This is a genomic window from Undibacterium sp. Tian12W, from assembly GCF_049339405.1.
Taxonomy (GTDB): Bacteria; Pseudomonadota; Gammaproteobacteria; order Burkholderiales; family Burkholderiaceae_D; genus Undibacterium.
Genome location: NZ_JBMPPK010000037.1, coordinates 14,779 through 28,765 on the forward strand (window position 1 = coordinate 14,779; position 13,987 = coordinate 28,765).

Annotated in this window: 11 protein-coding genes and 1 pseudogene; 10 read left to right on the forward strand and 2 right to left on the reverse strand. The window is 48.9% G+C overall.

Going from position 1 to position 13,987, the window contains the following annotated elements; genetic code table 11:
- Positions 1–162 precede the first annotated feature (162 nt).
- The 3 genes from ACO0LI_RS29225 (at position 163) to ACO0LI_RS29235 (ending at position 3,678) form a co-directional block, all read left to right on the forward strand.
- Positions 163–1,218, forward strand: a complete 1,056-nt coding sequence (locus ACO0LI_RS29225) for a DNA-binding protein (protein WP_423037291.1) — start codon at positions 163–165, stop codon at positions 1,216–1,218.
- Positions 1,219–1,389: 171 nt separating this feature from the next.
- Positions 1,390–2,631 (forward strand): AAA family ATPase, encoded by a 1,242-nt coding sequence (locus ACO0LI_RS29230; RefSeq protein ID WP_423037293.1) that lies wholly within the window; start codon positions 1,390–1,392, stop codon positions 2,629–2,631.
- A gap of 69 nt (positions 2,632–2,700) precedes the next feature.
- On the forward strand, positions 2,701–3,678 hold the full coding sequence (locus ACO0LI_RS29235) for an AAA family ATPase (protein WP_423037311.1): 978 nt from the start codon (positions 2,701–2,703) through the stop codon (positions 3,676–3,678).
- A 605-nt stretch (positions 3,679–4,283) separates the two neighbouring features.
- Here the strand turns inward: ACO0LI_RS29235 and ACO0LI_RS29240 are convergent.
- On the reverse strand, positions 4,284–5,174 hold the full coding sequence (locus tag ACO0LI_RS29240; protein ID WP_423037295.1) for a LysR family transcriptional regulator: 891 nt from the start codon (positions 5,172–5,174) through the stop codon (positions 4,284–4,286).
- A gap of 101 nt (positions 5,175–5,275) precedes the next feature.
- Between ACO0LI_RS29240 and ACO0LI_RS29245 the strand changes: the two genes are divergently transcribed.
- The 6 genes and pseudogenes from ACO0LI_RS29245 (at position 5,276) to ACO0LI_RS29270 (ending at position 11,027) form a co-directional block, all read left to right on the forward strand.
- Positions 5,276–6,268, forward strand: coding sequence for an aldo/keto reductase (locus tag ACO0LI_RS29245; RefSeq protein WP_423037297.1), 993 nt, complete (start codon positions 5,276–5,278; stop codon positions 6,266–6,268).
- 9 nt (positions 6,269–6,277) lie between these two features.
- Positions 6,278–6,859 carry an NAD(P)H-binding protein gene (locus ACO0LI_RS29250; protein WP_423037299.1) on the forward strand — a complete coding sequence of 194 codons (582 nt, stop codon included), beginning with the start codon at positions 6,278–6,280 and terminating at the stop codon, positions 6,857–6,859.
- Positions 6,860–6,893: 34 nt separating this feature from the next.
- A complete protein-coding gene (locus ACO0LI_RS29255; RefSeq protein ID WP_423037301.1) occupies positions 6,894–7,877 on the forward strand; it encodes an aldo/keto reductase in 984 nt (327 codons plus the stop codon).
- 49 nt (positions 7,878–7,926) lie between these two features.
- Positions 7,927–8,754 carry an SDR family oxidoreductase gene (locus tag ACO0LI_RS29260; protein ID WP_423037303.1) on the forward strand — a complete coding sequence of 276 codons (828 nt, stop codon included), beginning with the start codon at positions 7,927–7,929 and terminating at the stop codon, positions 8,752–8,754.
- Positions 8,755–8,830: 76 nt separating this feature from the next.
- A pseudogene (locus ACO0LI_RS29265) lies at positions 8,831–9,236 on the forward strand ((R)-mandelonitrile lyase).
- Between the two features lie 225 nt (positions 9,237–9,461).
- Positions 9,462–11,027, forward strand: a complete 1,566-nt coding sequence (locus tag ACO0LI_RS29270) for a cation:proton antiporter (protein WP_423037305.1) — start codon at positions 9,462–9,464, stop codon at positions 11,025–11,027.
- Positions 11,028–11,410: 383 nt separating this feature from the next.
- Here the strand turns inward: ACO0LI_RS29270 and ACO0LI_RS29275 are convergent, their stop codons facing one another.
- Complete coding sequence (locus tag ACO0LI_RS29275; RefSeq protein ID WP_423037307.1) at positions 11,411–12,349, reverse strand: bacteriophage abortive infection AbiH family protein; 939 nt, start codon at positions 12,347–12,349, stop codon at positions 11,411–11,413.
- A 265-nt stretch (positions 12,350–12,614) separates the two neighbouring features.
- On the opposite strand from ACO0LI_RS29275, the gene ACO0LI_RS29280 reads away from it, so the two are divergent.
- Positions 12,615–13,880 carry an SMODS domain-containing nucleotidyltransferase gene (locus tag ACO0LI_RS29280; protein ID WP_423037309.1) on the forward strand — a complete coding sequence of 422 codons (1,266 nt, stop codon included), beginning with the start codon at positions 12,615–12,617 and terminating at the stop codon, positions 13,878–13,880.
- The last annotated feature ends 107 nt before the right edge of the window (positions 13,881–13,987 follow it).

Consider the following 13,987-nt stretch of genomic DNA (forward strand, 5'->3'; position numbering starts at 1 on the left):
CGTATCAAATATTGGGTCGATTTTAACTGTTTTTTGGATATAACACTGGATAAGCTTGTCTTATCCAGTGCCAATTTTATTGAAATTTAACTTGAATAATTTAATTAAATAATATGTAATTACATGATACGTATCGCATTACAAAATTCGATGGAGTAAAACATGGGCAGAACCGGCGTGCATAAAACTGATGTTGAAAAAGCACGCAATTCAATCATAGCTCAAGGACGCCATCCATCCGTCGATGCCGTCAGAATTGCGCTGGGAAATACTGGCTCCAAAACCACAATTTCCAAATATTTAAGAGAGTTAGAGGCAGAAAGCGGCGGCCCTGTGGATAGAAAAACCTCGATCAGCGCAGCTCTGCAAAACCTGGTCGCCCAGCTCGCTGCACAACTGGAGATCGAGGCCAGCAGCCGCATTGCTGACATCTCTATGGAAAGCGGTGAGAAGGATCGGCAGCATTCCGCAGAAATTGAAGAAGTCACTGCAAAACATACGCAAGTAAAAGAAAAACTGGATCTGACTATTGCGGCTATCAAGCAAGAAATCGAATCACATGAGCAAACAAATGAGGCGCTTCAAAAAGAGACGATGGCTCACCACACTCTGGCGCAGCAGGTCATCGATCTCAAGGAGCGCCTAGCAGAAAACGATGTTCATAGGCAGTCGCTTGAAGAAAAGCATCAACATTCCCGAGACGCACTTGAACATTACCGCACCTCAGTGAAAGAGCAGCGCGACCAGGACATACGGAGCCACGAACAGCAGGTGCAACAGCTTCAAGCTGAATTACGACAGTTGCAGCAGACACTGGTTACCAAGCAGAATGAAATAACACGCCTCAACCAGGATGGAGCACGTTGGGTCGCTGAAATATCACAAGCACAAAAAACGATTTATGACGAACAAACCAGCCATCGAAAACTCAGCAGTCAGATTGATGCACTGCGGGCGATAGAACAACGGGCAAAGGTGTTGGAACCCCAATTGGCAGAAAAAGACATCAAAATCAAAGAATTGGAGACGCTGCTACATCAGTCTGTCACAGCAAGCAACAGCCAAAAGGAACAGATACACAAGATGGAAGTTGAACAAGCAAGTGCAATAGCAAAAATCGAAGCGCAACAAATTATGATGGTAGAACTAAGATCTCTCTTTGCTAGCAGAATAACTTTGGGTGGAGGTGGAGCCGCCTCAGATCTCCCAGGCAAGTAAGCCAGCGACAAACGATCAATGTGAAAAAATGCAACCTAGATGATGCTTTAGAAAAGTTTTCTTCTGCTGAAAAATATGGGGTAAATTAGAACAGCCTAAGAAAAACTTATATTGAGAACAGAATAATTTTGTCCTCAATATTCTCCATGACGTATGTTTAGGAGGACTGCCGTGTTAGAAAGAATTGAAGAAATTCAAGGAATCGGTCTATTGCATGATCTCAACGGCAAAAAATATGCCCTTAGTAAAACCACGCTGATTTATTCTGATAATGGACGAGGAAAGTCTACTTTAGCAAGTGTAATGCGATCATTATCAAGCGGCGACGTACGGTCAATTGCAGAGCGCCGCACAATTGACGGCGCGCTTGAACCGAAAGTTGTCTGGCAATTCGCCAGTGGCCATAAAGTAAAATTTGAAACTGGCACATGGTCGGAACAACGTCCCGAGATAATGGTATTCGATGTTGATTTCATTGGTAGGAATGTGCACTCAGGTGGCATAGTTAAAACCGACCAGCGCAAGAGCTTACTTGAGTTTGCGCTAGGCTCAGCTGCTGTAGCTGCTCGCAAATTGGAGGAAGACGCCTCAATTGAAGCAGCCAATGCAATGGAAATCGTCAATCAACTGACTAAACAATTGGCTGGATACCACCAGGGAATAATACTGTCAGATTTTGAGAAGATGGAAACTGTTAAAGATGCAGATATTCAAATAGAGGAATTACAGAAACGTATTCTCGCAGCAAATAACATAACATCTTTACTGTCGAAACCAGTTCCATCCATAGTACAACTTCCTGGAATAGATCTTACTGCGCTGTTCAAAATATTAGGGAAGTCCATTGAGGATATTCAGGAAGACGCCGAAAGGTTAGTCCATTCTCACATCGCACTTATTGACAAGGATGGTACAGAATCTTGGTTAAATTCCGGTCAACATTTTGACAATGGTACTACTTGTCCATATTGTGGCCAAGGTACAGCTGGAGTTACTTTAATTCGTGCTTATCGAACATACTTCAATGCTGCATACGCTGATCTCAAAAAGCAGGTGGCAGTTCTTGAACGCGGAATTGCTGTTCGAATCGGTGAGGGAATTGTTGAGACATTTGCCTCTTCAGTGAAGGCAGAACAGGCAATCTCTAGTGCGTGGAGTGCGCATATAAAAGATCCTGCAATAATGTTCGATAGTATTGGCGCAACACTACGCCTTACCGAACTTCGAGAATTTCTTCTTGAATTAGTTGAAAAAAAACAGGCTAATCCTACGGTATCAATCGGGACCCAGGACGAAAAAGAAAAAGCAGAAGATCTGTGGAATCACATGATCAATGATATGTCTGAATGCAATCGTCAGATATCAACAGCAAAATCAATCATAGACCAGTTTCGCATCAGCCTGGGCAAGTAAACTTCCACAGAATTACAAAGCAAGTTATTACGGATACATTGCGCGATACGCCGACATGAAACTCCAGTCATCGACTTATTTTCTAAACTCACACAGGCAAAGAAAGCTTCTGTCGAAGCAACAAAAAGAAAAAAGACTGCACGTGAGGATCTCGATACTGCAATGTCAGCAATACTAGGCCAGTATGAAACATCAATAAACCAGCTATTAGTGAAATTTGGAGCGGCGTTCCAAATTGAAAAAATGGCCACAAACTTTCGTGGTGGTGCTGCTCGCAGCGAATATGGGTTGAGGTTAAGAGGAAAATCTGTCCAATTGGAGGGTGGAACACCGAGTTTTTCTACTGTATTAAGTGAGGGTGACAAGCGGACCCTTGCCTTTGCATTTTTTGTAGCGTCAACACTGGAACACCCTGAACTATCAAGCCGGATTGTTGTGATAGATGACCCTATGTGCAGTTTGGACATAAATCGAAAACAACACACCAAGATAGTGCTTAAACAGATACGCGACAATGCCGAACAACTCATTGTATTAGCCCATGATCCTTATTTTTTACGTGACCTACGCGATGAATTGATCGCCAAGGGTGGCAACTCAAACATTTGCTCCCTGCAGCTACGTTACACGATTGGCGAGTACAGTGATTTGGGTGAATACAATGTTGATAAGGAATGCGAATCGACATATTATCGACATCACCGAACACTAAAAGAATTTTGTGAGACAGGAACAAATGAAAAGCGAGACGTCGCAAAAGCCATACGTCCCTTTTTAGAAGGATATTTGCATCGTCGATTTCCCGGTTTCATTCCTCGCGACCTGATGTTTGGTCAAGTAGTGGAATTTATTAAAGGAGCCGGGGCCACGGAACCTGTGTCTCATGCAAAAAATTTGATAACTGAACTGCAAGAAATAAATACGTATGCTGGCCAATTTCACCATGATACTAATCCAGGGTTCACTGAGGAAATACCCGTAACCCATGCAGAATTGATTGGCTTCAGCAGGCGAGCATTGCGAATCGTACATGCTGGAAATGTCTAATAGATTCGTTCACTTGACGTTATTCAGCCAGGTATTAAATTGATGGGAATAAACAATGTATTGAGCTCCGGAACAAGGCCGAACAAGTTGGCGACGTCACTGTTGAAATTGTTCGCATTACCCAGTAATTTAGTGTTAATAATTACATTTAATCAACCTACCAGAGCCCAAACATTGATAACTAAATTTGTCGCCGATTCATTTACCCATTTTGGCGATACGTAAAGAAAGCAACGATACTGCTTTTGAGTGAGTAATTGGCACTCCACTTTTTTACAGAGTTTAGCCATTTTACGTTAATTTCATAAAATGGCTAAACTCTGTAAACTCCCTATATTTTCTCTCAATCCGGTTTGTCATTGTTCGTTTGTTAGCTGAATTGACCCTATCAGTTTGATCCACCTTCCAATTCCTGGCGAAGGCTGCCATCCGGGGATACGACCCTTCAAATTCTAGTTCTTTCAGATGCAGGTGAAGCTGTTTTAAGGCCAGTACGGTGCAAACCATACGTCCCCGTGCCTACATCGGCGATCAGATTTCCTTGGGGGCCGGTAAAGTTGATCTGTTGCGCGTCATCGAAGAAACACGCTCCATTGCAGCGGCAATCAGCACGACTTTGGTAGTCGCAATGCATCTACAACTAGCGAGAGCGCAGACGACGAACGACGACTTGCATAATAGAGGTGATAGCCAGGAAAGGTGATCGCCCAGTCATCAAGCGTCGTCACCAACCGCCCTGCAGCAAGATGATCACGCGCCATGTCGTCCGGAAGCCAGGCAAGCCCGTTTCCGGCAACTGCGGCATCCGCCATTAGGTCGCTACGGTTAAAGACGAGACGCCCCTCAACGTGGGTGCTTGTGATTCGCTCGCCATGCTTGAATTCCCAGGCCAGCATACCGCCGTATGTTGGCAGGCGCAAACCAATACAGTCGTGTTCGCTCAGATCCGACGGCGTTTTCGGCGGTTGATTGCGCTCGAAATAAGCAGGACTTCCCACAACCACCATACGCATATCAGGTGCAATCCGCAATGCAATCATGTTCTTGGCAACGTCGCCACCAAGGCGGATGCCGATGTCGAAACGCTCTGCCACGATATCAACAAAGCGGTTGTCGCTACTGATCTCAACCTTGATCTCCGGATAGTTTGGCAACCATGGTAAAAGTCTCGGCCAAACGATAGACCGTACCGCATGTTCGGTCGCAGTAATGCGAACAGTGCCAACCGGTCTGCCACGCATGTTGCCAAGCACTGCCAACTCGGCTTCGATCTCGGCCAGCCGCGGCTCCACCGTTCGGAATAACTGCTCGCCCGCTTCTGTGGGGGCAACGCTGCGTGTTGTGCGGTTGAGCAGCTTTAGATCAAGCCTGCGCTCCAGCGACCGGACTGTTTGGCTAAGCGCGGACTGAGTAACACCAATCTGCGCAGCTGCGCGTGTAAAGCTCTTTGCTCTCACCACGGCCGCAAAGGCGGCCAGGTCATCGAAAACTGCCATTGATTAGATCTCCTAATGATTGAATATCGTTTTAGCAGTCTAGTCATTGAATGTCAATTAACCTAAGCTACATGGAATCAATAAAAGACAGGAAAAACATCATGAAAACACGTCAACTGGGCCGCAACGGCCTTATCGTTTCTGAACTCGGCCTTGGTTGTATGGGCCTGAGCTTTGGCCTTGGCCCTGCTTCTGATAAGGCAGAAGGTATCGCCATGATTCGCGGTGCATTCGAACGCGGTGTGACCTTTTTTGACACCGCCGAAGGATATGGCCCATTTACCAACGAACTCCTGGTCGGTGAGGCAATCCAACCATTTCGAGATCAGATCGTCATTGCGACGAAGTTCGGGTTCAAGCTGGATGAAAATGGCGCTATGGTCGGCCTCGATAGTCGGCCAGAACACATTCGCGACGTTGTTGAAGCCTCGCTGAAGCGACTGCGCACCGACCATATTGATCTGCTATACCAGCACCGCGTCGATCCGGCCGTGCCAATTGAGGATGTAGCCGGTGCTGTCCAGCAGCTGATAGCCGAGGGCAAGGTCAAGCATTTTGGTCTTTCTGAAGCAAGTCCCAAGACTGTGCGACGTGCTCATGCGGTCCAGACGGTTGCGGCAGTCCAAAACCATTATTCACTCTGGATGCGCGAACCCGAGCTTGAACTGTTATCGCTCTGCGAAGAACTCGGCATCGGCTTCGTCTCATGGGGGCCGCTTGGCCAGGGCTTCCTGACAGGCCAGATTACTCCGGATACCAAATTCGATGATGCAACGGATCTGCGCGCCACCTTCCCACGCTTCACGCCTGAGGCACTAAAGGCAAATTTTGCTGTGGTTGACTTTCTCCGGAAGATGGCTGCCAGCAAAGGTGCTTCACCCGCACAGATCGCGCTTGCCTGGTTGCTTGCCCAAAAGCCGTGGATCGTGCCAATTCCAGGCGCAACGAAACTTGCGCATCTCGACGACAACCTGCCCGCATCCGACCTGGCTCTCACACCCGAAGACTTGCGACAAATCGATGATGCATTTGCAGCCATCGATGTGAAAGGCGCTCCGCTATCGGAAGGCCTTACGTCGATTGCTGATAGATAGGAGGTTGAAATGACACGTGTTCTTATCCTCGGTGCAAACGGTCAGCTCGCTCGTCATACGACGGCATACTTTCTTAAAAAGACAGATGCGCATCTGACCCTGTACCTGCGCCATGCGAGCCGGTTGAAGAATCCTGATGCAAAGCGGGCAGCAATCGTAGAGGGCGATGTCCTCGACCGGGCAGCCTTGATCGAAGCGATGACAGATCAGGACGTGGTGTTCGCCAGCCTTGCCGGTGATATGGGTGAACAAGCCCGCAACATTGTGACGTCAATGAAAGAAGCTGGTTTGAAACGGCTGATCTTCATTAGTTCGATGGGCATCTATGGTGAGGTTACAGGAGAAAAATACCGTAGCGTATTGGACCCATATCGTGACTCTGCTGCGGTCATCGAGGCTTCTGGCCTGCACTACACGGTTTTGCGTCCAGGCTGGTTTACGCATGACCCGAAAGTCGACTACCAAATCACGCAGAAGGGCGAACCGTTCCACGGTCATGACGTATCGTTGAACAGTCTGTCGGATTTGATCATCAAGCTGGCTTTCGATCCAATGCTGCACGTTCGTTCCAGCATTGGGGTAAGCCAGTAGATGCAAGCTCAACCCCTCATCAAAGGAGTATGAAATGCGAAAACGACAACTAGGAAATAGTGGTTTAGAAGTCTCCGCACTTGGGTTCGGTTGCATGGGCCTTAGCTATGGCTACGGACCTGCAACTGACACCGCTGAAGCCATCAAACTGATCCGTGCAGGCGTCGAGCGTGGCATCACATTCTTCGACACAGCTGAAGCCTATGGTCCATTTATTAACGAGGGTGTGGTTGGCGAAGCGCTTGCGCCGATGCGTGATCAGGTCGTGATTGCCACCAAGTTCGGCTTTCGGGACGGGGACACGAGTAAAGGACTCGACAGTCGGCCGGAACGTATTCGGCAGGTTGCGGAAGAGGCACTGAAACGATTGCGTACCGACCGCATTGATCTGTTCTACCAGCATCGAGTCGACCCGGCTGTCCCCATCGAAGATGTGGCTGGCACTGTCAAAGAGCTGATCCTCGAAGGCAAGGTGAAGCATTTCGGCATGTCGGAAGCAGGAGTTGAGAACATTCGCCGTGCTCACGCAGTCCAGCCCCTCACCGCTCTGCAGAGCGAATATTCTCTCTGGTGGCGTGAGCCGGAAAAAGAAATCCTGCCAGTCCTTGAGGAACTCGGTATCGGCTTCGTACCGTTCAGTCCTCTCGGCAAAGGATTTCTGACCGGCGCCATTGATGCCAGGACATCGTTCAGCGCGAACGACTTCCGCAGCTCCGTGCCACGTTTTTCTCCGGAGGCGCGTCAGGCGAACCGTGCGTTGGTAGACGTGCTGGCAGGCATTGCCAACCGCAAGCAAGTAACACCAGCACAGCTAGCGCTCGCCTGGCTACTTGCACAGAAACCGTGGATCGTTCCGATTCCTGGTACCACGAAGCTGCATCGCCTCGTAGAAAACGCTGGCGCTGCATTGGTAGTACTGTCATCCGAAGACCTAAGCGAGATTGAAGCTGCCGTTTCAGACGCTCCAGTTCAGGGTGCTCGCTACTCTACAGACCGGCAAAAGCTCGTGGGCAAGTGAACGCGTCGCACGGAAATGCATTCCCCAACACAAAATAAGGAAACTCATCATGATCAACATCATTGTTGTTATCGGAGCCGGTTCAATCGGCCAAGCTATCGCCCGCCGCATCAGTGCAGGCAAGCATGTACTGCTCGCCGATCTGAATAAGGAAAACGCGGACGCTGCCGCGAAGACGCTTGCCGACGCAGGCTTTGAGGTGACGGCGACGACGGTAGATGTCTCGTCACGTGTATCGGTACATGCCCTGGTTCAGACAGCTATATCACTCGGAAGCGTGACCGGCTTAATCCATGCGGCTGGTGTTTCGCCGTCGCAGGCTTCTCCGGCAACTATCCTTAAGGTTGACCTGTATGGCACCGCACTTGTGCTGGAAGAATTTGGTAATGTCATTGCCGACGGTGGAGCTGGCGTCGTTATCGCCTCACAATCCGGACACCGCTTACCTGGTCTGAGTGTTGAGGAGAATGCAGCTCTCGCCACTAGCCCTGTGGAAGATTTGTTGGGCTTGCCTATGATGCAACCTGACCGGGTGAAGGACTCTCTACATGCTTACCAGCTCTCGAAACGTGGGAATTCTTTGCGGGTCATGGCCGAAGCCGTACGGTGGGGCAAGCGCGGTGCACGCATCAACACGATCAGCCCTGGCATTATTTTCACGCCACTTGCAAGGGACGAGCTAAGTGGCCCACGCGGTGAAAGCTACCGCCGCATGATCGATTTGTCGCCTGCCAAACGTGGCGGTACCCCAGACGAGGTCGGGGCTGTCGGCGCATTGCTAATGGGTTGCGATGGCGGGTTCATTACCGGCAGCGATTTTCTGATGGATGGAGGCGTAACAGCATCTTATTGGTACGGAGACCTCGCTCCAAAGTGACTGGCAGGTATGTGGCCTTACATATATGCCACAACACAAAATCAGAACCCGCAATCAAGCTCAAAGGATACATATCATGCAACTCAAACGTCCAGGCTCACAGCCCTCAGCCAAAGGTCCTGAAGAATACTTCACTGGGCATGTCCGTGTCGACATGCTCAACGTCGCGCCCGCGCCCTCACGTGTTTCATGCGCCAGCGTTACTTTCGAACCTGGTGCCCGCTCTGCATGGCACACGCATCCACTTGGACAGACACTGATCTGTCACATCTGGCTGCGGTTGGACTCAGTGTGAAGGTGAGCCGATTGTCGAGATCCGTGCGGGAGACGTGATCTGGTGTCCGCCGGGTCATAAGCATTGGCACGGTGCCACACCGACCACTGCCATGTCCCATATCGCAGTGCAGGAGGCGCTTGATGGAAAAAACGTCATCTGGATGGAGAAGGTCACCAACGAGGAATACCTCGCTGGAACAAAATGAGCAATAGCGTGCGATGCAATGACGCGCTTCCCAGATAAACCGCGCCGCAAGTTACTGTCAGCTGTCGCTGGCATCTCGCTGGAGAGCGCTCTGCATACGTTGCGGGATATTGGTTATACACAATCACTTAAACATTTTTACTTGCTCTAATCGCAGCTGATGTATTGTTGGTAGTTTGCAGAAGCTCGAACCGGTAAGGCATCCCAGTCAAGGAAGACTACAGCCATGGCAATTTTTGAATGGATCATCGCGTTATTATTGGGCGCTGCGCTGCTCGCGGCTCTCGCACAAAAGATTGGCGCTCCCTATCCGACATTTTTAGCGCTCGGCGGTGTTTTGTTAGCCTTCATTCCAGGAAGTCCGAACTGGACGCTAGACCCGCATCTCGCCCTGACTCTATTCGTCGCGCCAGTGCTCCTTGATGCTGCATATGACACATCGTTGCGTGACCTTCGTGCCAACTGGCGGCCTGTTGCAGGCCTGGTCATTGCGGCAGTCGGGACTACAGTGATTGCGGTTGCAATTGCTGCCAAGTGGCTCATACCTGGGATGCCATGGCCAGTCGCTATCGCCCTCGGTGCTATCGTTGCGCCGCCAGATGCTGCAGCAGCAACAGCGGTGATGAGGCAGGTCAAGTTGCCACACCGGCTTCTGAAAATCCTGGAAGGTGAAAGCCTGCTCAATGATGCGAGTGCACTTCTCGTATATCGCCTTGCAATCATGAGTGCAATAACAGGGACATTTGGGGTAAGCAGTTTCGCGCCCGTGTTTCTGTTGACTGTCTTTGGCAGTCTTGCTGCGGGTATCGCATGTGCTTTTGCGATTCGTCCTTTGTTCAGCTTCGTGCATGACGTATCGATCTCTGTCATTTTGCAATTCGCATGCACCTTCGGCGTCTGGATCGCAGCGGAAGAAATTGGCCTGTCAGGCATTCTTACCCTTGTTGCCTTTGCAATGACAATGGCACGGTACAGCGGACCAAATATCTCGGCACGCATGCGCATACCGGTCTTTGCGGTGTGGGAGACGGTTGTCTTTGTCCTCAACGCTTTTGCGTTTGTACTGATAGGCTTACAGCTCCGCCCTATCTGGGAGAGGCTGGAAGTGGGCAGCGAACGAACTGATGCGCTGATGACGGCTGGCGTAGTCCTCATTGTTACGATTGCCGCACGGTTTGCATGGGTCATGGCATACACAGTCATCAAAAGACGGTTATTTGACCGCTCTAGCACCGACGACAGCGGCAAGCCAACGTTCGCCAGCGGCATTGTCGTATCTTGGGCTGGGATGCGCGGAATTGTCACACTCGCCGCAGCGTTTGCGATTCCAGAGACTTTACCAAACGGCATGCCATTCCCTTACCGTGATCTGATCCTGATGTGCGCATTCGCAGTTGTGCTTGGTACCTTGGTATTGCAGGGGCTTACCATCAAGCTGTTGATTCGTCGCCTTGGCCTCACTGACGATGACCCAGTAACACGGGAAGTCCGTTTTGGTCGGGCGCATGCCTATCAAGTTGTGCTTGATTCCCTCAAGGGCGATGATTCCCTACCTGCGCAACTGCTGCGCAAGGAATACACCGCATTGCTTGATCTCAACACTGGGAACCCATCAGATACTCCGTTTGATGATGTTCCTGCCGGGCCACTGCGGCGAGATCTTATTGGGCTTGCTCGGAGGGAAGCGACAGAATTGCGCCGCACAGATATTATAGGTGACGACGCTTACCGCATATTGGTCAGGGAGCTTGACTGGGCCGAGCTGAGCGCTGGTGGTGACCGAGAAACTTGAAATTGGCTATTTTCTCACCTCTCTAAAAAGGGGCTTCCTCCTTGAAAATAAGGGGAGCTATTTCTGAATAATGCCAAGACGAACCGGTTCATCAGCCCACATTAAATCGAATTAAAAGGACGATGCATTTTTTTTGAGGGGAATCGAACCAAGAAAATTCTAGTTTTCTCTTTTAAATCATCATCTTAGTTTAATTTTGGCGTGAAAAACACGAATCTCGGCCGTACCTCAAGCAAACGCTTCCAATTCCCAATGCTCTTGCGCGATTTCTCGCGTAGTGGGCACACTATGCCCCTTGCATGCGCATTAAGCGCCTGCGGACCATAAACAAGTTCGCAAGCGCACAGCACTGCCAGAACAACGGCACGCAGACGAGTTCGCCTCTAACTATAGTCAGTCCAAAGGTTGGCAAGCGCATTTTCGGCGGAAACGCCAATCTGGATCAGCCGCTCACGCTTTTCCGGCCATTGTTCTTCATTCTGACAGGCTACAAGCCAGCGTGCTGTTGCTACCGAGGGAATTTTTAGCAATGCTTTCAAATATGGTAGATCCACGTCGGAAAGCGAGTGCCCCAGCACGTGTACAGAATCTACGAAGTCAAGCTGGTCAAAAAATGCTTGGTTCTGCAATATCAATTTTTCTGAAGGCTTGAAAGTCTGCAAAAAATAATCATCTAAGATGGAGTGTGCTTCCATCAGCCGAGTATCAATCTCCGAAATATCGTCACGATCATTAAGGGATCGCCGTTCCACCGGATTCCATCCATGACCCAGGATGAGTTTTTCGCCTTGCGTTTTGGCTTCACCATGAATATGCAATACGTTCTCACCAGGCACGCCATATAGGTCTTGTAGCGTCGATGTGTAGTTAAAATTCAAGAAGGCAGCACCTGTATCCAAATGCTTCAAATATGACTTTGCAGTGAGTGACGTTGGAATCGGTAAGGATCTTATCCAATCCCCGAACAACACCGTAAGTTTGCTTGAAAGTCGCTGAACAAGCTCCCCAACTTCGTACTGAAAGTCATGATGCCCCGAATCACTCCAGTCTTCAGAAGCATACGAAGGCATAAATTGATCCAGGTCGTCGAAGATGCCGTTCGCATCGATGTCTGCAAAAGCTGATTCAAGAGACGCCCAATCATCACCTGCAGGAAGATAATCTTCCACTGAATCGAATATTTCTCGGTCACGTTTGCGCACGTAGTTTTTGAAATCTCCGTATCGAGACGGGATGCCGTGTCGTAAGTCGAACCCGTTTCCAATGATATAGAGCTTGGTCGGTTTTCTATCTCCCACAACTTGTTGGTATCTGGATTGCATCTCGATCTCTCCCATTTTTGGTTCAAAAACTCTGGCCTAGCTTCGTCTGAAATAATACGACCTTTCTCAGACAAACGTCAGGAAGAAGTCTTTGCCGGGCAAATTTAATAGACGATAAAATATGTATTTTGCAATTATTTAATACCTTGAATTTACGGCGAAATGCACTACAATCAGTAGTGAAAGGCGAATTTACCCCCACATATAGTGTTACGAAGAAAGTTCACCTTTAAAATTTTGATATCAAAAAATAAGGTGAATTCCAATGTCTGCGACACTATTTGAACAATTTCGGAAAAATATCTCCGTCCAGAATGCCAGTGCTATTTCCACTTCGTACTGCAACATCACAACCCGGCTGAATAAAGATTTCTGGGATTCAGAATCTGACACAGCTCATACAAGACAAGTCGGATCATACGGACGTCAAACCGCAATCAATGGTGTCAGTGACCTCGACATGGTGTTCGAATTACAGTGGTCTGAATATGAGCGCTATAAAAATTTGAAGGGAAATGGACCTTCCCAACTTCTGCAAGATGTGCGTAAGTCGTTAAAAGAGCGATACCCCAACACTGAAATTAAAGGCGACGGCCAGGTCGTAGTTGTGGAGTTCACTCAATACCGAGTTGAAGTCTTGCCAGCATTTTTTGATAAAGATGCCGACGGGTACCGCTTTGGTGATTCAAATAATGGCGGCTCATGGAAACTCTGCAAGCCGGCCCAAGAAATCGACGCAGTCAACAAGCGCAATAGTGAAACCAATCGAAATTATAAGCATGTTTGCAAAATGATCCGGGCCTGGAAGAACTGCCATGGAGTCAATATCGGGGGTATGTTGATCGATACACTGGTCTACAATTTTTTTAGTCAAAATCATGACTATGACAAGTTGTCGTATGGGTCCTACGATCAATTATTTGTTTCCTTATTCTCTTACCTGGGCTCCTTGGACCACCAGGACTATTGGCTTGCACCAGGTAGTGGCCAACGAATTCATAGTACCGGTAAATTCCAGCCGAAATCCAAGAAAGCCGCTGCAAAATGTCAGGAAGCGGTTGATGCCGATACGGAAAAAAAGAAAATCAAGCTCTGGCGTGAAGTATTCGGTCGCAATTTCCCTGCCGAATCGAGTGACATCACCAAAAGCGTTAATGCGGCCTTTGACATGTCACGCTATACAACCGAAGAATTTATCGAAGATAAATATTCCGTCGATGTTCAATACGATTTGGAGATTGACAGTGAGGTGAGCGAAAAAGGAACGTTCGCAGGAAAATTGAGGAGACTATCGGAAATTTTTCCATGGCTGCCCACCGGTCGGCAACTGGTGTTCAAGGTAGAGGCATGTACAGTTCCGCCGCCATACACTCTGCTTTGGAAAGTGCGTAACGTAGGAGCAGAAGCAGAACGTCGCAGGATGATTCGCGGGCAGATCGAACTGGATAGTGGTCGGCAACAGAGAAAAGAGACAACGGATTTCCATGGCGAACATTTTGTTGAAGCTTATGTTGAGGTGTACTGTCAATAACGGACACTCATGTTTCAAGCAGCCTGCGATTGTTGATAGAAATTATCAGCAAACAAGGCAGGTGGAATATAGCCGAGGCGTGAGTGACGACGCTGGCGATTATAAAA